Source organism: Rhizobium sp. M10 (assembly GCF_002531955.1).
Taxonomy (GTDB): Bacteria; Pseudomonadota; Alphaproteobacteria; order Rhizobiales; family Rhizobiaceae; genus Rhizobium; species Rhizobium etli_C.
Genome location: NZ_NWTA01000008.1, coordinates 168,109 through 190,530 on the forward strand (window position 1 = coordinate 168,109; position 22,422 = coordinate 190,530).

17 protein-coding genes and 1 pseudogene are annotated in these 22,422 nt (G+C 62.8%); 13 read left to right on the plus strand and 5 right to left on the minus strand.

Annotated elements, in window-relative coordinates; translation table 11 throughout:
- Window positions 1-12 precede the first annotated feature (12 nt).
- Window positions 13-918, minus strand: coding sequence for an NAD(P)/FAD-dependent oxidoreductase (locus CO671_RS15525; protein WP_097606657.1), 906 nt, complete (start codon window positions 916-918; stop codon window positions 13-15).
- Window positions 919-1,051: 133 nt separating this feature from the next.
- On the opposite strand from CO671_RS15525, the gene CO671_RS15530 reads away from it, so the two are divergent.
- Entirely contained in the window at window positions 1,052-1,507 is a 456-nt protein-coding gene (locus tag CO671_RS15530; RefSeq protein WP_097606658.1) for an Rrf2 family transcriptional regulator, read from the plus strand.
- 80 nt (window positions 1,508-1,587) lie between these two features.
- On the opposite strand, the gene CO671_RS15535 is transcribed toward CO671_RS15530, so the two are convergent.
- Window positions 1,588-2,067 carry a class I SAM-dependent methyltransferase gene (locus CO671_RS15535; RefSeq protein WP_097606659.1) on the minus strand — a complete coding sequence of 160 codons (480 nt, stop codon included), beginning with the start codon at window positions 2,065-2,067 and terminating at the stop codon, window positions 1,588-1,590.
- Window positions 2,068-2,189: 122 nt separating this feature from the next.
- On the opposite strand from CO671_RS15535, the gene CO671_RS15540 reads away from it, so the two are divergent.
- On the plus strand, window positions 2,190-3,365 hold the full coding sequence (locus CO671_RS15540) for a DUF3095 domain-containing protein (RefSeq protein ID WP_097606660.1): 1,176 nt from the start codon (window positions 2,190-2,192) through the stop codon (window positions 3,363-3,365).
- On the opposite strand, the gene CO671_RS15545 is transcribed toward CO671_RS15540, so the two are convergent.
- Window positions 3,355-4,692: a nucleotide sugar dehydrogenase gene (locus tag CO671_RS15545; protein ID WP_097606661.1), complete on the minus strand. Its 1,338-nt coding sequence runs from the start codon at window positions 4,690-4,692 to the stop codon at window positions 3,355-3,357. The two genes, CO671_RS15540 and CO671_RS15545, sit on opposite strands and share 11 nt — an antisense overlap.
- A gap of 606 nt (window positions 4,693-5,298) precedes the next feature.
- Between CO671_RS15545 and CO671_RS15550 the strand changes: the two genes are divergently transcribed.
- From CO671_RS15550 to CO671_RS15585, 8 genes are all read left to right on the plus strand, one after another.
- Entirely contained in the window at window positions 5,299-6,642 is a 1,344-nt protein-coding gene (locus tag CO671_RS15550) for an adenylate/guanylate cyclase domain-containing protein (RefSeq protein WP_097606662.1), read from the plus strand.
- 155 nt (window positions 6,643-6,797) lie between these two features.
- Window positions 6,798-8,687, plus strand: coding sequence for an ABC transporter ATP-binding protein (locus CO671_RS15555; protein ID WP_097606663.1), 1,890 nt, complete (start codon window positions 6,798-6,800; stop codon window positions 8,685-8,687).
- A complete protein-coding gene (locus CO671_RS15560; protein WP_097606664.1) occupies window positions 8,687-10,594 on the plus strand; it encodes an ABC transporter substrate-binding protein in 1,908 nt (635 codons plus the stop codon). The genes CO671_RS15555 and CO671_RS15560 overlap by 1 nt, the downstream gene beginning before the upstream one ends.
- 3 nt (window positions 10,595-10,597) lie before the next feature.
- Window positions 10,598-11,596, plus strand: coding sequence for an ABC transporter permease (locus CO671_RS15565; RefSeq protein ID WP_040111305.1), 999 nt, complete (start codon window positions 10,598-10,600; stop codon window positions 11,594-11,596).
- Entirely contained in the window at window positions 11,596-12,768 is a 1,173-nt protein-coding gene (locus tag CO671_RS15570) for an ABC transporter permease (protein ID WP_170964833.1), read from the plus strand. The genes CO671_RS15565 and CO671_RS15570 overlap by 1 nt, the downstream gene beginning before the upstream one ends.
- 97 nt (window positions 12,769-12,865) lie before the next feature.
- Complete coding sequence (locus tag CO671_RS15575) at window positions 12,866-14,074, plus strand: glycosyltransferase family protein (RefSeq protein WP_097606665.1); 1,209 nt, start codon at window positions 12,866-12,868, stop codon at window positions 14,072-14,074.
- A 9-nt stretch (window positions 14,075-14,083) separates the two neighbouring features.
- Window positions 14,084-15,331: a glycosyltransferase gene (locus CO671_RS15580; RefSeq protein WP_097606666.1), complete on the plus strand. Its 1,248-nt coding sequence runs from the start codon at window positions 14,084-14,086 to the stop codon at window positions 15,329-15,331.
- Window positions 15,328-16,476: a glycosyltransferase gene (locus CO671_RS15585; protein WP_097606751.1), complete on the plus strand. Its 1,149-nt coding sequence runs from the start codon at window positions 15,328-15,330 to the stop codon at window positions 16,474-16,476. Before CO671_RS15580 ends, CO671_RS15585 begins: the two co-directional genes overlap by 4 nt.
- 142 nt (window positions 16,477-16,618) lie before the next feature.
- On the opposite strand, the pseudogene CO671_RS15590 reads toward CO671_RS15585, so the two are convergent.
- Window positions 16,619-16,798, minus strand: a pseudogene (locus tag CO671_RS15590) (Tn3 family transposase); the annotation flags it as partial.
- A gap of 43 nt (window positions 16,799-16,841) precedes the next feature.
- Window positions 16,842-17,459: a TetR/AcrR family transcriptional regulator gene (locus CO671_RS15595; RefSeq protein ID WP_097606667.1), complete on the minus strand. Its 618-nt coding sequence runs from the start codon at window positions 17,457-17,459 to the stop codon at window positions 16,842-16,844.
- 382 nt (window positions 17,460-17,841) lie between these two features.
- Between CO671_RS15595 and CO671_RS15600 the strand changes: the two genes are divergently transcribed.
- The 3 genes from CO671_RS15600 (at window position 17,842) to CO671_RS15610 (ending at window position 22,325) form a co-directional block, all read left to right on the plus strand.
- The gene (locus tag CO671_RS15600; protein WP_097606668.1) at window positions 17,842-18,675 is read left to right on the plus strand and encodes an SDR family oxidoreductase; all 834 of its coding nucleotides are present in this window, start codon (window positions 17,842-17,844) and stop codon (window positions 18,673-18,675) included.
- Between the two features lie 227 nt (window positions 18,676-18,902).
- A complete protein-coding gene (locus CO671_RS15605) occupies window positions 18,903-19,340 on the plus strand; it encodes an EVE domain-containing protein (protein WP_097606669.1) in 438 nt (145 codons plus the stop codon).
- 270 nt (window positions 19,341-19,610) lie between these two features.
- Window positions 19,611-22,325, plus strand: coding sequence for an ABC transporter ATP-binding protein (locus tag CO671_RS15610; protein WP_097606670.1), 2,715 nt, complete (start codon window positions 19,611-19,613; stop codon window positions 22,323-22,325).
- Window positions 22,326-22,422: the final 97 nt, after the last annotated feature.

The following is a 22,422-nucleotide window of genomic DNA, read 5'->3' on the forward strand; positions in this document are numbered from 1 at the left end:
ACGCCTTATTACCTATCCGGCAGGCTGCATCACCAGCGACTGATGGCAATGCACGCCGGCGAGCACCCCTGCGGCCGAGGCAAGCGTGCCGCTGTGCATGGAGCTTGCGGCATCGCCGGCGGCGAAGACGCCCTTGACGCTGGTCTCCTTGTTTTCGCCGGTGCGGATGACCGGCCCGAACATACCGTCGTCGAAGGCGCAGCCGAGTTGTTCGGCAATGGGGCTTGCCATCGCCGTTTTCGGCGCGACGAAGATGGCGTCGAGCGGCGCGATGCGGCCATCGGCGAGGCGCACCGCCTCGAGTTTCGGACTATCGCCCAGCAATTCGACGATCGGGCTGCGTTCGATGCGGACGCCGCGGGCGCGCAGCTTCGCGAGCTGCTCTTCGTCAGGCTCGAACCGCGCCTGGGTGAAAAAGGTGGTCGCGCCCCAGTCCGGGATCATCACGTCCGAATGCGCCGAGTGGGGATGGTTTGCAAGGACGCCAAGCTCGCCGCCGCTCACCTCATAACCATGGCAATAGGGGCAGTGCAGCACCGAGCGGCCCCAGCGGTCTCCGAGGCCGGCAATCTCGGGCAGCGTGTCGCTGACGCCGGTTGCGAGAATGAGTCGGCGAGCGCGTTCTTCGCCGCCGCCATCGATGCCGACGATGAATTGGTCATCCTGCTTCTGCGCGTGGACGACCTTGCCGTCGCGCAGCGTGATGTTCGGATAAAGCGAAAGCTGTCTCTTCCCCTCCTCCATGATCGCCGCCGGTGCCCGGCCGTCCTGACCGAGAAAACCGTGCGCGGCCTGCGAAAATCGGTTTCGCGGCATGCCCGCATCGACGAGCAGAACCCGCCGCCGCGCCCGGGCAAGCTGCATGGCAGCCGACAGGCCGGCAAAATTGCCGCCGATGACGATGACTTCGTAAGACATGCTGTCACTCCTCCGGTGCTTCATTTTCATGAATCAACATAAGTTACATGAAATAGCCCAGTCAAGCGTCATGTCACTTGTGTTGTTACAGATGGCCTGCGATAATCACCCGCTCGTTCGACAGGATGGAACAATGCGCAACGACAGCCGCCTTTCCCGCATGCTGCACGTGCTGATCCACATGGATCGGCACGAGCATTCGGCGACCTCCGACATGATTGCAAAGATGTTGAACACCAATCCCGTCGTCGTCCGCCGCACCATGGCCGGCCTTCGCGAACGGGGTTATGTCAGCTCCGAAAAGGGCCACGGCGGCGGCTGGACCTTGGTGCGTCCCTTGTCTGAGATCACCCTGCTCGATGTCTACAACGCCCTTGGCGAGCCTCACCTCTTCGCCATCGGCCCCGCCGACGACCAGCCGCAATGTCTGGTGGAGCGGGCCGTCAATAGCGCGCTGGCAGATGCGATGCAGGAGGCCGAGGCGCTGCTGCTGAGGCGGCTGGGCAGTGTGACTCTCAAGCAAATCGCGGACGAGTTCGAGGCAAAACTCGAAGCCCGCTCGGCTGCGGCTTATTCCTGCGCCTCGTGAGGGATTAAGTCCTCCAAAAGAGGAATAACTGCCACTGCAAATCGCGACAGCGGCCGATGCCGCAGTCCCCGCCCAATCGCTTACGTCCTGCGATAGAGGAAATACCGCCCTTCCTTGATCCCCTCCGGCAGCGGCAGCGCCGCCAGCTCCGGATGCTCAAGCGGCAGGCCGCTGACCGCGATGCCGTTATGAGCGAGCACGCCGGCGATCAGCTGCGGCAGCCAGGTCAGTGTCACGGCGTCGATCTCGTCGTGGCCGGTGCCGATATCGGCATGGGCGAGGGCCGCGCCGATGCCGAGGAAGGCCTGGCCGGAGTCGCGGATATTGCCGGTCACCATATCTTGCGGCTCCGGGGTCGAGGCCGAATAGGAGCGGACCTCCCAGTCGAAGGCGATGATGCGGCGGCCGGGGAAATGCTCGCGCAGGTGATCATAGGTGCGGCCGTTGCCGAGGCCGAATTCCAGCACCGGGCCGTCGATTTCGGCGACCAGGTCGATGATCGCGTTCAAAATATCGCGCTGAGCCGTCAACCGGCGAATGAAGCTGTCGAGGCGGCTCATCTAGATCCGTATCCGTCATGAAATCGTGAGCGCGTGCTAACACTGAAACCTTGCCAAGTCGATTGCCGTAAATGGGAATTGGCGTTGCAGCACCAACATGGGTCTGTGCTAAGGTCGATGACATGGAAACCGTGACCGACGAAGAATTCTTTGCCGCCGTGCCGCTCTTCAGCGCCTTCGAGGGCGTGACCGATGCCGCCAACTACCGGCCGCTGCCGGATGGCTGGGTGCTGGCGCTGGCCGATATTGTCGGCTCGACCCAGGCGATCGCCGGCGGCCGGTACAAGGACGTCAACATGGCGGGCGCCAGCGTCATTTCGGCGGTATTGAACGCCGTCGGCAAGGGCGACTATCCCTTCGTCTTCGGCGGCGACGGGGCGCTGATCGCGCTGCCGGGCGGGCTCGAGCAGACGGCCCGCGAAGCGCTTGCCGCCGTGCAGGTCTGGGTCGAGGAGGATCTCGGCCTGATGCTGCGCGTCGCCATCGTTCCGGTCGCCGATACCCGCGCCGAGGGGCTCGATGTGCGCGTCGCGCGTTACTCGGCAAGCCCCTATGTCACCTATGCGATGTTCTGGGGCGGCGGCACCAGCTGGGCGGAGCGGCAGATGAAGCAGGGCCATTACGGTATAGAGCGGGCGGCCCCGGGAACACGGCCCGATCTCGCCGGCCTTTCCTGCCGCTGGAGCCCGATCGACGCGCAGAACGGCGAGATCGTCTCGATCATCGCGGTTCCCGGCGAAGGCCGGCCGGGCGAAGAATTCCGCGACCTCGTCAACGGCATCGTCGCCATCACCGGCGAGCAGAACCGCGGCAGCCATCCGGTGCCGGCCGGCGGCCCGGATTTCGCCTTCTCGCTGCACGGCATCAATCGCGAGGCCAAGGCCACGGCGCCGGCCGGCCGGCGACTACGCCAGAAACTGATCATCTTCCTGCAGCTCGCCGTCACCGTCGTCTGCTACAAGCTCGGCATTCCGCTCGGCCGCTTCGATGCGCGCCGCTACAAAAACGACGTCGCCGGCAATTCCGATTTCCGCAAGTTCGACGACGGGCTGAAGATGACGGTCGATGTCGATGCCGAGCACCTGAAACGCATCGAGGCGCTGCTGGAAGCGGCGCGAGCAAAGGGCATCGCCCGCTACGGCTTGCATCGGCAGGCTTCGGCGCTGATGACCTGCTTCGTGCCGACGCCGATTTCGCGCGACCATATGCATTTCATCGATGGCGCATCGGGCGGTTATGCGGTGGCCGCAAGCCGGATGACCGGCAAGGCGCTCTCCGGCGTTGCCGTCACGCCTTGATGACATGATCGGCCGAAAGGCCGAGCCGGTTGAAGACGTTGCGGGTGTCGATGATCAGTGCCGCGCCTTTTGCGATCGCCGCATAATCCACGCTGTCATGGTCGGTTGCCACCAGCACGGCATCGTAGCCGGAAACGGCGTCCGGCGTCAGCGCCACCGATTTGCGGCCTTTCAGGGCCTGGTGTTCGCGCGTCGGCGGGATCTCGGCGACGAAGGGGTCGTGATAGTCGGCCCGGCCGCCGCGCTCCTCGATGATCTCGATCAGCCGCAGCGACGGGCTTTCTCTGATATCGGCGACGTTCTTCTTGTAGGCGAGCCCGAGCACCAGCACCTTGCTGCGGCTCAGCGCCTTGCCGGCGCGGATGTCGAGCGCTTCGGCGAGCTTGCCGACGACATAACGCGGCATTGCCGAATTGATCTCGCCGGCAAGCTCGATGAAGCGGGTCGGCAACTCGTATTCACGCGATTTCCAGGTGAGGTAGAAGGGATCGATCGGGATACAATGGCCGCCGAGGCCGGGGCCGGGATAGAAGGGCATATAGCCGAAGGGCTTGGTCTTGGCCGCCTCGATCACCTCCCAGACATCGATGCCCATCGCCGCATAGACGGTCTTCAACTCGTTGACGAGGGCGATGTTGACCGAACGGAAGATGTTCTCGGTGAGCTTGACCGCCTCGGCCGTCGCATTCGAGGAAACAGGCACGACGGTCGATACCGCCGCACCATAGAACGCCTTCATCAGCGCCAGCGCCTCGGGCCCGTCGCCGGCGACGACCTTCGGGATGGTGGCGGTGTGATAATGCTGGTTGCCGGGATCCTCGCGCTCCGGCGAGAAGCCGACGAAGAAATCCGCGCCGGATCTCAGCCCAGTGCCTTCGAGGATGACCTTGACGATATCGTCGGTGGTGCCGGGATAGGTGGTCGATTCCAGCACGACGAGCTGACCGGGGCGCAGATGCTGGGCGATCGAGCGCGACGTCGCCTCGACGAAGGACAGATCGGGATCGCGATGTTTGGTGAGCGGCGTCGGCACGCAGATGATGATGACGTCGCAGGCGGCCAGACCGGCGAAATCGGTCGTCGCCTGGAAGCGCCCGGCATCGATCTCGGCGGCAAGGGCTGCATCGCTGACGGCATCGATATAGGAGCGGCGGGCATCGAGCGCCACCATCTTGGAAGGGTCGATGTCGAAGCCGGTGACCGCAAAACCGCTGCGCGCCACGGCGATCGCCAGCGGCAGGCCGACATAGCCGAGCCCGATGACGCCGGCGCGCGCCGCGCGGGTTTCGATCTTCTGCAAAAGCGTATCGAAGGTGGAAGTGGCCAAGGCGGGATCTTTCAAACCGAGAAATTCAGAACGCTGATCTAATGCATGATTTCGGCAAATTAAACCCGATGTCAGGTCTTGCTCTTCTCTTCGGGGCAATTACGCGCAGTTGGCGACCTAAAACCCCTCCCCAACCCCTCCCCACAAGGGGGAGGGACTAATTCGCGGCGTCGGCCTGCCCTCTTTCGGCCTCAGCGTTCTCGGCGATGATTTTTGAGTGAGGCACTGCCGCAAGTTAAGCCCCTCCCCCTTGTGGGGAGGGGTTGGGGAGGGGGTGACTGCTCAAGATCCTTAGCCGGGTGTGGCCGAAATGCCCCGGTACAATCCTTTGTTGCAACTTCAGCGCACAAAAAAATCCCGCTCCCATTGTTTCGCATTTGCAGCATCCCTATTTTGACTTTTGATAATGAACCGCTGTGAAAGGACCACCCGTCCGGTCCCCGCCCGGGGGAGCTGAGGGGCGCTGCTGCCGGGCTTTCGGCAGATCGTTGACACAATAATACCGCTCGTACATCCTGATTTCCCTGTGACCTGCGCATGAAAATGTGCCGGCCGAGGGATTTTTGCCTCTTGGGGATGGCGTGCCTTATGAGGATCATACCGAGAATGAGCACGATCGAAACCAGCGTGTCCTCCATCCTGTTGGACCGCGTCGCCGAATGGCTGACGAATTCCTCGCTGGCAGGCGATGACCTCGAAAACATCGTGCGCGGCTTCTGCGAAAGGCTTGCCTCCGCCGGCCTGCCGATCGCCCGCGTGCATCTGACCTTTTCGATGCTGCATCCGCTCTACGACGCGCTGAGCTTCACCTGGCGGCGCGCCAGCGGCGTCACCATCGAGGGCTTCCGCATGCCGGCCGGGCAGAAGCCGGACCGCTTCCTGCAGAGCCCCTATTATTACCTGCTCGACAACAACCTGCAGCACATCCGCCGCCGGCTGTCGCAGGAGGGGCCGGCCGAATTCCCGATCTTCGAGGATCTGCGCAAGGACAAGATCACCGATTACCTTGCCTTCGTGCAGCCCTTCGGCGACGGTTCGGTGCAGGGTATGATGGGCTCGTGGTCGACCGACCACAATAACGGCTTTTCCGACGACATGATCGACGCGCTGCTGAGAATGCAGAACCATCTGGCGGTCGCCGCCAAGATGGCGGTGCTCGGCAAGCTCGCCAACAACATGCTGACCACCTATCTCGGCGGCGACGCCGGCAAGCGGGTGCTGAACGGCCAGATCCGCCGCGGCGACGGCGAGACGATCCGCGCCGCCCTCGTCATGGGCGACATGCGCGAATCCACCATGTATGCCGAAAAGGAAGGCCGGCAGGCCTATATCGACACGCTAAACCAGTTCTTCGACGCGATCGCCGCCCCCTTCAACCGTAATGGCGGCGAAATCCTGAGCTTCCTCGGCGACGGCTTCCTGGCCGTCTATCCCTGCGGCCGCCACAAAGACCCCTCGAAAATCGCCTGCGAGGCAGCGCTGTCGGCCGTCCACCAGGCGCAGGCGCGGGTGGCCGAGCTCAACAACGACCGCCAGCAGAAGGGTCTCAGCAAGATCGGCTACGGCATCGGCCTGCATGTCGGCAACGTCATGTTCGGCAATGTCGGCCTCAAGGACCGCCTGACCTTCTCCGCCTTCGGATCGGCGGTCAACGAGGTGCAGCGTCTGCAGATCCTGACCAAGAAATATGGCCGCGAAGTCGTCGCCAGCCAGGCTTTCGCCGGCTATTGCGGCGGCGAGTGGACGCGGCTCGGCGAAGAGAAGCTGCGCGGCATCCGCCAGAAGGTGACGGTGCTGCAGCCGCGCGCGCCGGCCCCCGAGCTCCATGTCGACGAACACTTCCGCGAGGCCGTGCAGAACGGGCTTTCCGAAGCCGAGCAGGTCATCCTGCTGCACCGGGACGCGAAGAAACAGGTCAAGCGCACAAGCATGGAGAAGTTCATCCAGTAAGACGCCAGGCTGACGCCGATAAGACTGCGTGTTTCGTCCGGATGACCACGGCGAAAGGCGGCGATATCCCCTTGATTGTCATCAACTAGACACCCCGTTTGCGGTACGATAGTGTGCCTGAAAGGGAACATAGAAGACTGGGGAATATCATTGGTATGGCGTCCGCTGCCGATTTGTTGCGTATCGAGAATCTCGACGTCTCCTTCTCCGTTTTCGGCGACCGGCTGCGTGTCGTAAAGGAAGCCAATCTCCGCATCCTTCCGGGCAAGGTCACCGCTCTCGTCGGTGAATCCGGCTCGGGCAAATCGGTGATCAGCCAGGCAATCATGGGCATCCTGCCCAATCCGGCCAAGGCATCGGGCAGCATCCTCTTCACCGATCCGCTCGACGGCAGCACGACCGATATCCTCTCCTTGTCGCGCGACAGCGAGGAAATGCGCGATCTGCGCGGCCGGCGCATGGCGACGATCTTCCAGGAGCCGATGACCTCGCTGTCGCCGCTGCATACCGTCGGCAACCAGATCAGCGAAGTGCTGTTGATCCACACCGAGATCGACAAGCAGGAGGCGCGCGAGAAGACCGAGGAAATGCTCGGTCTCGTCGGTTTTTCCAATCCGCACCGCACCTACGACATGTATCCGTTCGAATTGTCCGGCGGCATGCGCCAGCGCGCGATGATCGCCATGGCGCTGATCTGCAAGCCGGCGCTCTTGATCGCCGACGAGCCGACGACGGCCCTCGACGTGACGATCCAGGCGCAGATCCTGGAATTGCTGCGCGACCTGCAGGCCAAGCTCGGCATGGCGATGCTGCTCATCACCCACGATCTCGGTATCGTCGCCAACATGGCCGACGAGGTGGTCGTCATCTATCACGGCGAGATCATGGAAGCCGGGCCGGTCGAGGCGATCTTCCGCAATCCGCAGCATCCCTATCTCAAGGCCCTGATGGCCGCCGTTCCGCATTTCGACATGAAACCCGGCGAACGGCTGAAGGCGCTGCGCGACGTGCCGGTCAATCTCGAGACTCTCGTCGGCAAGAAGAAGCCGCTGCAGGCGGAGGCGCCGGGCACGCTGCTGTCGGTCACCAATCTCTCGAAGACCTACAAGACGCGCAAGCGCAGTCTCCTCGGCAAGCATGAGGCCACCGTCCTGCGCGCCGTCGACGATGTCAGCTTCGACATCCGCCGCGGCGAATGTCTCGGCCTGGTCGGCGAATCCGGCTGCGGCAAGACGACGCTCAGCAAGATCCTGATGCGCGCCATCACACCCGACAGCGGCGCGGTCGTGTTCAACGACGGCAAGGATGTCATCGACGTGCTTGCCGTCAAGGGCGACGAGCTGCAGGACATGCGCACCAAGATCCAGATGGTGTTCCAGGATCCGGTCTCCTCGCTGTCGCCGCGCATGACGGTGCGCAACATCCTCAGCGAACCGCTGGAGATCCACGATCGCGGCGACAGTGATGAGCGCAAGCGCAAGGTCGAGGGGCTGATGGGGGCGATCGGCCTCGACAAGCGTTATCTCAGCCGTTACCCGCACAGCTTCTCCGGCGGCCAGCGCCAGCGCATCGGCATCGCCCGCGCGCTTGCCCTCGGCCCGAAACTCGTCATCCTCGACGAGCCGGTCTCGGCGCTCGACGTCTCCGTCCAGGCGCAGATCCTCAACCTCCTGAAGGATCTGCAGAAGGAGCTGGGGCTGACCTATCTCTTCATCTCGCACAACCTCGCCGTCGTCGATTACATGGCCGACCGCATCGCCGTCATGTGCAAGGGCCGCATCGTCGAGATCGCGCCGCGCGAAATCATCCTGCGCGATCCGGTGCATCCCTATACGAAATCGCTGCTCGCCGCCGTCCCCTTCCCCGATCTCGACCGGCCGCTCGATTTCAAGGCGCTCCGGGAAAACGGCGCCGCCGACAAGCAGAATTGGGGCGTGACCTTCACCGCCGAGCATGACGATGCTTCCGAGCTTGCCTATGCCGATCTCGGCGACGGCCATCTGGTGCGCGCCCGCAAGGGTGCTACGGCCAAGGAGTTGCGCTGATGGTGACGCGTCGCACCTTTCTCGGCGGCCTTGTCGGGGCGGCGATCGCACCGGCGGTGCTTCGCGCCGAGCAGATAGTCGAGCCGGAATTCCTCAAAGAGCGGCTGGCCGCAGGCAGCCTGCCTGCAATGGCCGAGCGCATTCCCGCCCGTCCGCGCATCGTCAATCTCAAGGAGATGGGGCTCGAACCCGGCGCCTATGGCGGCACGGTGCGCACCATCATCGGCAGCCAGCGCGACATCCGCTTCATGACGATCTACGGCTATTCCCGCCTGATCGGCTACGACAAGCACCTGCAGTTTCAGCCGGATATCCTTGCCGACTTCCGCTCGGAGGACGATACGGTCTTCACCTTCACGCTGCGCGAAGGCCATAGGTGGTCCGATGGGCAGCCGTTCACCGCCGACGATTTCCGCTACTGGTGGGAAGACGTCATCCTGAACGACAAGCTGACGCCGGGCGGCGGCGCGCTCGAGCTTCGCCCGCACGGCAGCCTGCCGCGCTTCGAGATGCTCGATCCGCTGACGGTGCGTTACACCTGGGAAAAACCCAATCCGATGTTCCTGCCGACGCTGGCAGGTCCCCAGCCGCTCGTCATCTTCGGACCGGCGCATTACCTCAAGCAATTCCATAAGAAGTTCCAGCCCGACGAGGCGAAGATGGAACAGATGATGAAGACCAGCCGCGTCAAGAAGTGGCAGGATCTGCACATCAAGATGGCCCGTTCCTACCGGCCTGAAAATCCCAACCTGCCGACGCTCGATCCCTGGCGCAACACCACGGCGCTGCCGGCCGACCAGTTCGTCTTCGAGCGCAACCCGTTCTTCCACCGGGTCGACGAGACCGGCCGGCAGTTGCCCTATCTCGACCGTTTCGTCCTCAACGTCTCCTCCTCGTCGATCATCGCCGCCAAGGCGGGTGCGGGCGAAGCCGACCTGCAGGCGACCGGCATCGATTTCAACGACTACACCTTCCTGAAGGAGGCCGAAAAGCGCTTTCCGGTGAAGGTCAATCTCTGGAAGGTGGCGCGCGGCTCGCGCATCACGCTCTTGCCGAACCTCAACTGCGCCGACGAGGTGTGGCGCGGCCTGTTCCGCGACGTTCGCCTGCGCCGGGCGCTGTCGCTGGCGATCAACCGGCACGAGATCAACATGGTCGCCTTCTACGGCCTGGGCACGCCGAGCGCCGATACCGTGCTGCCCGACAGCCCGCTGTTCAAGCAGGAATATGCCGACGCCTTCGTCAAGTTCGATCCCGATGAGGCCAACCGCCTGCTCGACGAACTCGGCCTGACCAGACGTGGCGACGACGGCATAAGGCTGCTGCCGGACGGCCGGCGCGCCGAGATCACCGTCGAGACCGCCGGCGAAAGCAACCTCGATACCGACGTGCTGGAGCTGGTGCACGATCACTGGGCCGATATCGGCCTTGCGCTCTATACCCGCACCTCACAGCGCGACGTCTTCCGCAACCGCGCCATGAGCGGCACGATCATGATGTCGATCTGGTACGGCCTCGACAATGGCGTGCCGACGGCCGACATGTCGCCCTCGGGCCTGGCGCCGACGCTCGACGATCAGTTGCAATGGCCGCTCTGGGGCATGCATTACCTCTCCGCCGGCCAGGAGGGTGTCGCACCCGACCTGCCGGAGGCGGCCGAACTGGTCGACCTGCTCAAACAATGGGGCTCGACGGCCGAATTCGAGGAGCGTCAGGTGATCTGGCACAGGATGCTGTCGCTCTATACGCAGCAGGTGTTTTCAATCGGCCTGATCAACAGCACGCTGCAGCCGATCCTTCGCGCCGCCAAGCTGCAGAACCTGCCGGAGAAAGCCCTCTACGGCTTCGATCCCACCTCCTATCTCGGCATCTACATGCCGGATGCATTCTGGTACAAGGAGGCCTGAGGCGTGCTCAGATACATTCTCTGGCGCATCGCCGCCATGGTGCCGACGCTCTTCGTCATTTCAGCGCTGGTTTTCACCATCATCGAACTGCCGCCCGGCGACTTCTTCGAGAGCCAGATCGCCGAGCTGCGCGCCTCCGGGGAGACCGCCAATCTCCAGGAAATCGAGGAGATGCGCCAGCAATACGGCTTCGACAAGCCGGAGATCGTGCGCTATTTCTACTGGGTCGGCGGCATGCTGCACGGCGATTTCGGCTATTCCTTCGAATACCAGCTGCCGGTGTCCGACGTCGTCGGCGACCGGCTGTGGCTGACCATCCTCGTCTCCTTCACGACGATCCTGCTCACCTGGCTGATCGCCTTTCCGATCGGCATCTATTCGGCCACGCATCAGTACAGCTGGGGTGATTACGGCCTGACCTTCCTCGGCCTGCTCGGCATCGCCATTCCGAACTTCATGCTGGCGCTGATCCTGATGTATTTCGCCAATATCTGGTTCGGCATCTCGATCGGCCATCTGATGGACCAGCAATACATCTCGGCGCCGATGAGCTGGGAGAAGGCGCGCTCGATCCTCTCCCACCTGTGGATCCCCGTCATCATCGTCGGCACGGCGGGCACGGCCGGCATGATCCGTCGCTTACGCGCCAACCTGCTCGACGAGATGCAGAAGCAATATGTGACGACGGCACGCGCCAAGGGCCTGCATCCGATGCGGGCGCTGGTCAAATATCCGCTGCGCATGGCGCTCAACTTCTTCGTCGCCGATATCGGCTCGATCCTGCCGTCGATCATCTCGGGTGCGGAGATCGTCGCCATCGTGCTGTCCCTGGAAACGACCGGGCCGATGCTGATCAAGGCGCTGCAGAGCCAGGACATGTATCTCGCCGGCTCGTTCCTGATGTTCCTCGCCTTCCTCAACGTCATCGGCGTGCTGATTTCCGATATCGCCCTCGGCTTCCTCGATCCCCGCATCCGTCTGCAAGGCAGGAGCACCAAATAATGTCGCCCCTTCCCGCACCCGGCGCGCCGCTGCCGCATTACGTCTCGACCGCACCTTTCGATCCGCATGCGACCGAAACCATGACGGCGGCGCAATCGCGCATCCATCTCGCCTCGCAGAAGAAGCTGATGTGGTGGAAGTTCAAGCAGCACCGGCTGGCCTTGGTCTCCGGCATCTTTCTCGCCGCAATCTACCTGATGATCCTGATCGTCGAGTTCCTGGCGCCCTACGGCCTGCACACCCGCAATGTCGATTTCATTCATGCGCCGCCGCAGCGCGTCCATTTCTTCGACAAGGGAGAATTCGTCGGCCCCTTCGTCTACGGCCGCAGCATGACGCTCGACCTCGATACGCTGCATCGCGTCTATACCGACAGGCCGAACGACGTGCAGCCGATCCGTTTCTTCTGCCGCGGCGATTCCTATAAATTCTGGGGCCTCGTCGCCTCGAACTATCACCTCGTCTGCCCGTCAATCGGCGGCCAGATGTTCCTGCTCGGCACCGACCGGCTCGGCCGCGACGTGCTCTCGCGCATCCTCTACGGCGCGCGGATCTCGCTGACGATCGGCCTGATCGGCATCGCCATCAGTTTCGTGCTCGGCATCGTCATCGGCGGTCTTGCCGGCTATTGGGGCGGCGTTTTCGATCTCATCGTCCAGCGCCTGATCGAGATATTGCAATCGCTGCCGAGCCTGCCGCTGTGGATGGCGCTCGCCGCGATCATGCCGGTGACCTGGAGCCCGATCGTCATCTATTTCGGCATCACCGTCATCCTCGGCATCATCGACTGGACCGGGCTCGCGCGTGCCGTGCGCTCGAAACTTCTGGCGCTGCGCGAGGAGGATTACGTGCAGGCCGCCCAGCTGATGGGCGCCAGCACGCCGCGCATCATCGGCCGCCATCTGGTGCCGGGCTTCATGTCGCATCTCATCGCCTCGGCGACGATTTCGATCCCCGGCATGATCCTCGGCGAGACCGCGCTCTCCTTCCTCGGCCTCGGCCTTCGCCCGCCGATCACCAGCTGGGGCATTCTGCTGACCGAGGCAAAAAGCGTCAGCGTCATCGCCTTCTATCCTTGGCTGCTCTTTCCGATCATTCCTGTTGTTCTTGTCATTTTGGCGTTCAACTTTCTGGGAGACGGCTTGCGCGATGCGGCAGATCCCTACAAATAGCAGGAAACCCGGCGGCGCCGCACGGCACCGCCCCCGCCTCGTGGCCTCCGGACGGTGGGGGTACTAACGCATGTTGTTCACCCCGGAGGGAACACCCATGGCCAGACGTCTCGAAGATGCACGCATCCTCATGTACAGCCACGACACCTTCGGCCTCGGCCACCTGCGCCGCTGTCGCGCCATCGCCCATGCGCTGGTCGAGGATTATCGCGGCCTCAACATCCTGATCATTTCGGGCGCGACGATCGCCGGCGCCTTCGACTACCGCGCCCGCGTCGACTTCGTGAAAATCCCGAGCGTCATCAAGCTGCGCAACGGCGAATATACGTCGCTCGCCAGCCATATCGACCTGCACGAAACGCTGAAGATGCGCGAATCGAGCATTCGCCACACCGCCGAGACCTTCCAGCCCGATATTTTCATCGTCGACAAGGAGCCGATGGGGCTGAAGGGCGAGGTCGAGGATACGCTCGCCTATCTCAAGGCTCGCGGCACCGTGCTGGTGCTCGGGCTGCGCGAGATCATGGACGCGCCGCCTCTGCTCGATGCCGAGTGGAAGAGAAACGGCATCATGCAGAAGATCGACCAATATTACGACAGCGTCTGGGTCTACGGCCCGCCTGATTTCTACGACCCGCTGATCGGTCTCGACGTGCCGGCCAGCCTGCGCCGGAAGATGGATTTTGTCGGCTTCCTGCAGCGCAGCGTTTCCAAGGGCAAAACCTCGATCCACGCCCGCAAGGATAATTACCTATTGGTCACGACAGGCGGCGGCGGCGATGGTTCCGATCTCGTCCACGACGTGATGAATGCCTATGAGGCCGATCCGACGCTGACGCAGAAGGCGCTCGTCGTGCTCGGGCCCTATATGCCGGCGGCCGAGCGCGCCAAGCTGGTGCAGAAGGGCGAAGCCATCCCCTATATCGAGGTGATCGAGTTCGACAACCACATGGAAGAACTGATCGACGGCGCCACCGGCGTCGTCGCCATGGGCGGCTACAACACCTATTGCGAGATCCTCTCCTTCGACAAGCCGGCCCTCATCGTGCCGCGCGTCAAGCCGCGCGAGGAACAGCTGCTGCGCGCCAAGCGCGCCAGCGAGCTCGGCCTCGTCGACATGCTGCTGCCGGAACAATCGGTCGATCCCACCATCATGGCTGAGGCGCTGAAGCGCCTGCCCTCCCGCCTGCCGCCGTCGAAGAGCGGCAGCAATATGCATCTCGAAGGGCTCGACCACATCTCGCAGACCGTCGGCCGATGGATCGACGGCCGCGCCAGCCACCTCGCCCTCGTCGGCGCGGAATAGGACCAAGCCTTGCCGCCACGCCGCAAGATTCTCGTCGTGCTGAAAGGCTATCCCCGCCTTTCGGAAACCTTCATCGCCCAGGAGCTGCTCGGCCTCGAAAAGGCCGGCTTCGACCTGACGCTGATTTCGATGCGCCGGCCGACCGACAAAAAGCGCCATCCCGTGCATGACGAAATCAAGGCGCGCGTCGTCTACCTGCCGGAATATCTGCACGAGGAGCCGATCCGCGTGCTCAAAGGCTTTATCGCCGGTTTCTCCAAACCCGGCTTCAAGGCGCTGATCAAACGGTTTCTGGCCGATCTGCCACGCGACCTCTCGCGCAACCGCTTCCGCCGTCTCGGCCAGGCGCTGGTGCTGGGGCGCGAATGGCCTGATGGAGGCGAGTGGCTGCATGCGCATTTCATCCACACGCCGGCCTCGGTGACGGAATATGCAAGCATCCTGACGGGCACGCCCTGGAGCTGTTCGGCGCATGCCAAGGACATATGGACGTCGCCCGACTGGGAGCTCACCGAAAAACTGAACCGCGCCCGCTGGACCGTCACCTGCACCCGGGCGGGCTACGAGCACATGCGCACCCTGACATCGCGCAAGGATGCGGTGCACTTGAGTTACCACGGTCTCGACCTCGCGCGTTTCGGTCATTTTGCCGGCGAGCGTTCGCGGCGGACCGGCGATGATCCGAACGATCCCGCCTTCATCTTGAGCGTCGGCCGCGCCGTCGAGAAGAAGGGCTACGACGTGCTGCTGCGCGCCCTCGCCTTGCTGCCCGCCGATCTGCAGTGGCGCATGGAGCATATCGGCGGCGGCGAGGCGCTGGCGAAGCTGAAGGCGCTGGCCAGCGAACTCGGCCTTTCCGACCGCATCGTCTGGAAGGGCGCCCTGGCGCAGGAAGACGTGCTCGATCACTATCGCCGCGCCGACCTCTTCGCGCTCGCCTGCCGGATCGCCGCCAATGGCGACCGCGACGGCCTGCCAAACGTGCTTGTGGAAGCCTCGAGCCAGCGGCTGGTTTGCATTTCGACCGAAGTCTCCGGCGTGCCGGAACTTCTGAGGGACGGCGAAAACGGCCTCGTCGTGCCGCCGGAAGATCCGGCGCTGCTGGCCAGAGCCCTGGAGGCGGCGATCCGCGACCCGGCGCTGCGCAAGCGCCTCGGCGACGCCGCCGAAAGGCGGGTGCGCGACGATTTCGACTATCACTCCAGCATCAGACAGCTCAGCGGCCTGTTCGAGGCCGAATGGCAGAAGGCGTCATGACGGCACCACGTATCTTCTTCTACGTCCAGCACCTGCTCGGCATCGGCCATATCGCCCGCGCCAGCCGCATCGCCAATGCGCTCGTTAAGGACGGTTTCGACGTCACTGTCGTGACCGGCGGCCTGCCGGTGCCGGGCTTTCCCGGCGAGGGCGTCAAGACCGTGGCGCTGCCGGCGGTCGTCGCCAGCAATTCCGGCTTTTCCGGCCTTGCCGATGCCGATGGCCGGCCGGTGGGCGAGGATTTCCTCCATGCCCGCCGCGACCTGCTGCTCGAGGCCCTTCATGCCGCAAGGCCCGATGTCGTCATCATCGAAGCCTTCCCCTTCGGCCGGCGGCAGATGCGCTTCGAACTGCTGCCTTTGCTCGCGGCGATCGAGAAAGCCGAACCGCGGCCGAAGCTGCTGAGCTCGGTCCGCGACATCCTGCAGGAGAATCGCAAGGCCGGCCGCGACGCGGAAACCGCAGCCCTGGTCAGGGATCATTTCGACGCCGTGCTCGTCCACGGCGATCCCGGCTTCGTCAGGCTCGAGGACACCTTCCCGCTGACGGCAGAGATTGCCGACAGGGTACGTTATACCGGCCTCGTCGCCGCACCGCCGGCGCCGGAACCGGCTGAGGCCTTCGACATCATCGCGTCGGCGGGCGGCGGTGCGGTCGGCGCGGCGCTGATCGGCGCGGCAAAAGAGGCGGCGGCGTTATTGCCGGCCGATCTACGCTGGCTGCTGATCGCGGGACCGAACCTGCCGGAGGCCGATTTCGCCGCGCTGTCGCAGGATGCGCCGGCGAATGTGACGCTGGTGCGCTTCCGCAAGGATTTTCCCTCGCTGCTGCGCGGCGCCAAGGTCTCGATCTCGCAGGCCGGCTACAACACGGTCGGCGACCTCCTGCGCAGTCAGTGCCGGGCGATCCTGATCCCCTTCGTCGCCGGCGGCGAGACCGAGCAGACGGTGCGCGCCGAACGGCTGCAGGCGCTTGACCTCGCCGACATCCTGCCGGAAGAGGGACTGACGCCGGGCCATGTGAAGGAAGCCGTCGAAAAGGCGCTCGCCGCACCGCGTCGCGGGAGGGTCCTGCTCGATCTCGACGGGGCGGAGAAAACCGCCGGCATCATCCGCTCCATGCTGGCCGGCAATTCGAAGGTTTGAGGATTTCGATGAGCGCCCGCGGTTAAAGACGCGGGCGCACGGCTTCGGCAAAGCCCGGCAAATCTTATCCTGCCACTATCTGGCAGCAGCAAGCCTGTATAAGCTTGCCTCATGTCAGTATGATGGGCGGTGACGACCAGGTGAGTGTCGATGCCCTGATCGACAGATTTTCCTGGCTGCGGTCGCGGAAGCGGCCGACACGATGAAGATTCACGACGCGTAGAAGGCTTTCGCGACTTTCGCCCTTGTTTAGCTCCGCGGTTGTTGTCTTGCGCAAGTCCTCGTCGTCGATCCAGTCGAGCGTGAACAGTGTCCGCTCGCGATCCGGCCATCTGCCGGAGCGCCTGGGCAAGACCGCTCTTCAGCTAAGTGTTCGGTTGCGGGATTGCCAGCCCGTCCACCAGAGTGGCAATGGCTGCGTCCAGCGGCGCCGATCCGACTTTTTCTGGCACCAGAAGTCCATCGATCGCGAGCAGGGTGATGCCGTGAATGAGCGCCCATGCGGCGGTCGCCTGTCCCCTGACTGGCCGCTTGCGAATGGTCCCGGCAGCCTGGCCGCGTCCGAGCATGTCCAGCACCACGTCGAATACGGCGAGCGCCCTATGATCGAGATGCATTCCTACAGCCCGCCCCTCCTCCGGGCTGAACATCAGGCGATATAAGGCCGGGTTTTCGGTTCCGAACGCGACATATGCCAGAGATATCGGAGTGATCTCCTCGAGCAGAGATCGGGGGGCTTCGGGTTTCGCATCCACTAGCGCCTCGCGTAGTCGATCGAACCCAATCATGGCGAGTTCTACAAGAAGGGCAGTCCGATCCGGAAAGTGCTTGTAGGGCGCCGCGTGGCTGACGCCTGCCCGACGGGCAACTTCCCGCAGCGTGAACTGCCAGTCCTTCTCTGTACGAAGCATGTCCAGAGCAGTTTCGATAATCGCACGGCGGAGATCACCGTGATGATAGGGGCGGTGCGGTGCAGCCTGCATGGTACCTCGAAGTTTCTCGTAGAAACATTGTTGACACTGATAACTTCATCGCCTATGTAGAGGCATAAGTTTCTTCTGTCTACATCGGAATTCACCTTGAACGCCATAGCAAAAGTCACCGACGCCGATCAAAGGGATGCAGGCCTGCCAGCAGAATAGTGCCTATCACGGCGTCGAGGGCTTCAGGCGACTGAGCCATGCCAAAGGCATCTATGAGCAGGGACGGTGGAACATCGTGAAACTGCTCCAGCCCCCATTCGGAACACTCACCGAACGCATCTTGAGCTTCCTGCTCCGGTAGACGTTCGAATTCTATACGGGCGGGTAAAGGCCAACATTGTGCCAGCTCCGCCAGAGATCCACGTAGTTAAAAGGAAAACAGATGCAACACGTTGCTAACGCGGAAACGCAAACGTCCCTCGTAGGAAAGCTGAATGGTGCCGCAACGAAGCGGGCTCTGATCACCGGTGCCTCCAGTGGCATGGGTCTCGAATATGCCGAACTCTTGGCAGCGCAGAAAGTAAATGTCGTGCTCGCCGCCCGGCGCAGGGAACCGATGGAGAAGCTCGCCATAGAGCTTCGCCAGAAATATGGTGTCGAGATCGTTGTTGAACCGATCGATCTTGCAGCCCCTGGCGCTGCCGCTCGCTTGAAAAGCAGTCTGGACGACAAGTCGCTGCAGATCGATATTCTGGTGAACAATGCCGGGTATGGGTTGCACGGGGATTTTCTGGACACCCCGCTGGAGCGCACGACCGATATGATACAGCTCAACATCACGGCGGTAACGGAACTGAGCTTTATCTTCGGACAGGATATGGCAACCCGCGGGTCGGGACAAATACTTCTCATAGGGAGCATTCTGGCATTCCAACCCGTCCCTGGGTTTTCTGCCTATGCAGCAACGAAGTCTTACGTGCTGTCGTTTGGAGAAGCTTTGCACGACGAACTCAGCCCTCGAGGCGTGACTGTCACCTGCCTTTGCCCAGGACACACCGAAACCGGATTCGATTCGGCCGCTAGCGCCCCTGTCTCGCGCATGCTGCGTATTCTGACGATGAAGCCCCGTCCTGTCGCGCAAAGCGGTCTTCGCGCGCTGTCACAAGGCAAGGCCTCCGTAGTTGCCGGGTTCATGAACAAGATCGTTATATTTTCAAATCGCCTGACACCGCGTTCGATGCAGCGAGCCGTCATGAAAAGCGTTACGGGAGGATAGAACTGCAGTCGGCCGGCGACCGACGCGTCCGTTGCCGGCCTGTTGATCTTGGCGGCCGGTCTGCGTTCGGGAAGATCGGCATCCAGATGACAACGGCGAATCCCGCCCGTATCACTATCTGTGTCCATCTGATGCTCGGCGGCTCGCATCGAGACGTATGATACTGCCAGAATTTGGCAGTGTCGGGTCATAAGGTTCTGCTGTCCAACGAACAGCAGGAGACCCTTATGACGGCCAGAAAAGCCTGGATCGCCGTCGCCTCAGCAGAGCATGTCCGCATCGGCCGTCAAGCCGGCTTCATGCAGGTCTGTCACGGCAAGGCATCACCCCTCAGGCGGATCACGCTCGGGGATCGCGTGATCTATTATTCGCCCACCGTGGTCTTTGGCGGCAAGGACCGCCTTCAGGCTTTCACTGCGATCGGCATGGCCCGCGACGGCGCGCCTTACCAGGTGGAGATGGAAAGCGGGTTCAGGCCCTGGCGGCGGGATGTCGATTGGCAGCCTGCGGAAGAAACCCCGATCCGGTCACTGCTCGGCCGGCTCGCCTTCACCAGGGTCGGCCCCAATTGGGGCTATCAGCTCCGCTTCGGTTTGTTCGGCATCGGCGATGAGGATGCCGATATGATCGCGGAGGCGATGAGCCATGCCGATCCGAGCGCCTGAACGCGACCGGTCTTGCGATCTGGAATGACGAGCCCCCGGATTTTCCGGGGGTTTCTTTTGCTCGCAGCACCGATATCGGCATGCTGTAATCCAAAATTCCTGTGATATAAGCAATGTTCCGGCGAGAATCGGCATTGTTGCGGCCGGTCGCTCCGCCTTGTTTTCATTGCGATATCGGCGGTCCGGCTGCATGATCCTGTTCTCAAAATTCTCCCCGTTCCGGCGCCCGGATCGCGCCTCCGGACTTTCCCTGCAAGCTGACGGTTAGCTATGGAAAAAAGCCTCGCCCGCTACATCTGGAAGAACACGCGGCTGCAGCAGCTGTGGATCCTGGCCGTCGTCGCGGCCTCGATGATCCCCTACTTCCTGTCCTTCGACCTGCCGAAGCAGATCGTCAACGGACCGATCCAGGGCGACGGCTTCGAAGGGCCTGGGGCAACGCAGCGATTCATGCATATCGCCTACGACATTCCGCTGATCGGCCATGTCGAATTCTTTCAAGGCGTAGAGCTCAACCGTTTCCAGATGCTGATGGCCCTCAGCCTGGTGTTCCTGGCGCTGGTGGTGCTGAACGGCCTCTTCAAATTCTACATCAACACCTATAAGGGCCGGCTCGGCGAGCGCATGCTGCGCCGTATCCGCTTCGAGCTGATCGACCGAGTGCTGCGGTTTCCGCCGATCCACTTCAAGCGGGTGAAATCGGCCGAGATCGCCACGATGATCAAGGACGAGGTCGAGCCGATGGGCGGCTTCACCGGCGATGCCTTCGTTTCGCCCGCCCTTCTCGGCGGCCAGGCGATCACCGCGCTTGCCTTCATCATCGTGCAGAATTTCTGGCTCGGCATGATCGCCGCCGGCATCGTCGGCGTGCAGGCGGTCGTCATCCCCCGCATGAGGAAACGCCTCTTGGATCTCGGCCGCCAGCGGCAGCTGACGGCGCGTGAACTATCGGGCCGCGTCGGCGAAATCGTCGAGGGCATCGGCACGATCCACGGCAACGACACATCCAACCTCGAACGTGCCGACATCGCCTGGCGGCTCGGCCGCATCTTCTCGATCCGTTACGACCTTTACCAGTGGAAATTCCTGGTGAAGTTCATCAACAACTTCCTCGCCCAGGTCACGCCTTTCCTGTTCTACGCGATCGGCGGTTATTTGGCGCTGCAGGGCAGGCTCGATATCGGCCAGCTCGTCGCCGTCATATCGGCCTACAAGGATCTGCCCGGTCCGCTGAAGGAACTGATCGACTGGGACCAGATGCGCCAGGACGTGCAGGTGAAATACCAGCAGGTCTACGAACAGTTCAACGTCGAACCGCTGATCGACAGCCAGATCCAGGAACTCGCCACCACCCCGGTCGGGGCGCTGACGAGCGCCCTCGTCGTCACCAACCTGACGCTTTCCGACGATAGCGGCGCCCGCCTCGTCGACCACGTCTCGGTCGAAATCAAGCCGAATGAGACGGTGGCGATCGTCGGCCCGAACGGCAGCGGCGCGGAAGCCTTCGCCGAAGCGCTTGGCCGCATGATCTGGCCGGATTCCGGCCGCATCACCATCGATGGGCGCGACCTGCTGGACCTGCCGGAATCGATCACCGGCCGGCGCATCTCCTATGCCTCGGCCGACACCTTCTTCTTCCATGGCTCGCTCGCCAGCAATCTGCTCTACGGCCTCAAGCATGCGCCGATGACCGATCCCGTCTACGACGAGAAGGAAGCGCTCGAATATAAATGGCATTCGGCCGAGGCCGTGAAGGCCGGCAATCCGACCCTCGACCTCAACAGCGACTGGGTGGATTACCAGGCCGCCGGCGCCAGCGGGCCGGAAGACCTTCTGAAAGCGATCCGGCCGGTGCTCGACGCCGTGCTGATCTCGCAGGACATTCTCGATCTGGCGCTGCGCTCGACCGTCAACACCGACGTGCATGTGGCCGTCAGCGACCATGTCGTCGCGTTGCGCGCTTCGCTGCGGGACCGGCTGCGTGACGAGGGGCTCGACGGCATCGTCGTACCTTTCGATTTCGACGCCTACAACGCCCAGGCGACGGTCGGCGAAAACCTGCTCTTCGGCACGATGAAGCGGCCGCTGATGACCAACCGCAGGCTGGCTGCGCACCCCTATTTCCAGCAGCTCTTCCGCGAGACGGGCCTCAGCACCGATCTCTACGCCATGGGTCTCGAGATCGCCGAAAACGCCGTCGAGCTCTTCCATGACCTGCCGCCGGACCATCCTTTCTTCCAGCAGCTGACCTTCATGACGGCGGACGACATTCCGACCTATCAGGCGCTGCTGCAGAAGCTGCAAAGCCGGCGCTTCGAGGACGCCACGCCGGAGGAGCGCTCGGCGATCATCCGGCTGAGCTTCGCCTATATCGAGCCGCGCCACCGCTTCGGCCTGTTGACGACCGAGCTGATGGACAAGATCGTCAGCGCCCGCAAACAGTTCCACGCGCATATTCCGGCCGACCTCGCCGAGCTGATCGAGCGCTATGATGCCGAACGCTTCACCCCGTCGGCCAGCCTGATGGACAATGTGCTGTTCGGCCGCATCGCCTACCAGCAGGCCGACGCCTCCGACCGTATCCGCGCCGTCATGGGCGAACTCTTCGACGCGCTCGACCTTTATGACGACGTGCTGTCGATCGGGCTGGAATTCGACGTCGGCTCGGGCGGCAAGCGGTTGACCATGGTGCAACGGCAGAAGCTGAACCTTGCCCGCGCGCTTCTGAAGCGTTCGGACTATTTCATCTTCAACCGGCCGCTGTCGGCGCTCGATCAGCGCGTCCAGGACCAGATCACCCGCAACATCATCGAAGACCTGCATAAGGAAGGCGAGCGGCCGGCGATCATCTGGGTGCTTTCCAATGCGCGGCTTGCCGAGATGTTCGACCGGATCCTGCTCTTCGACCGCGGCGGCCTGGCCGAGGCCGGGAACTATCCGGAACTTTCCGAGAAAAACGGTATGTTCAAGGAACTGTTATCGTAATATTCTATGGGAGCGGCGATGGTAGGCGTTCCCTAGGGAATGCCCGGGAATTGAAGGCGTCTGGTTCGAAGAACCCTGCGCCCAGGGGATTGAAACG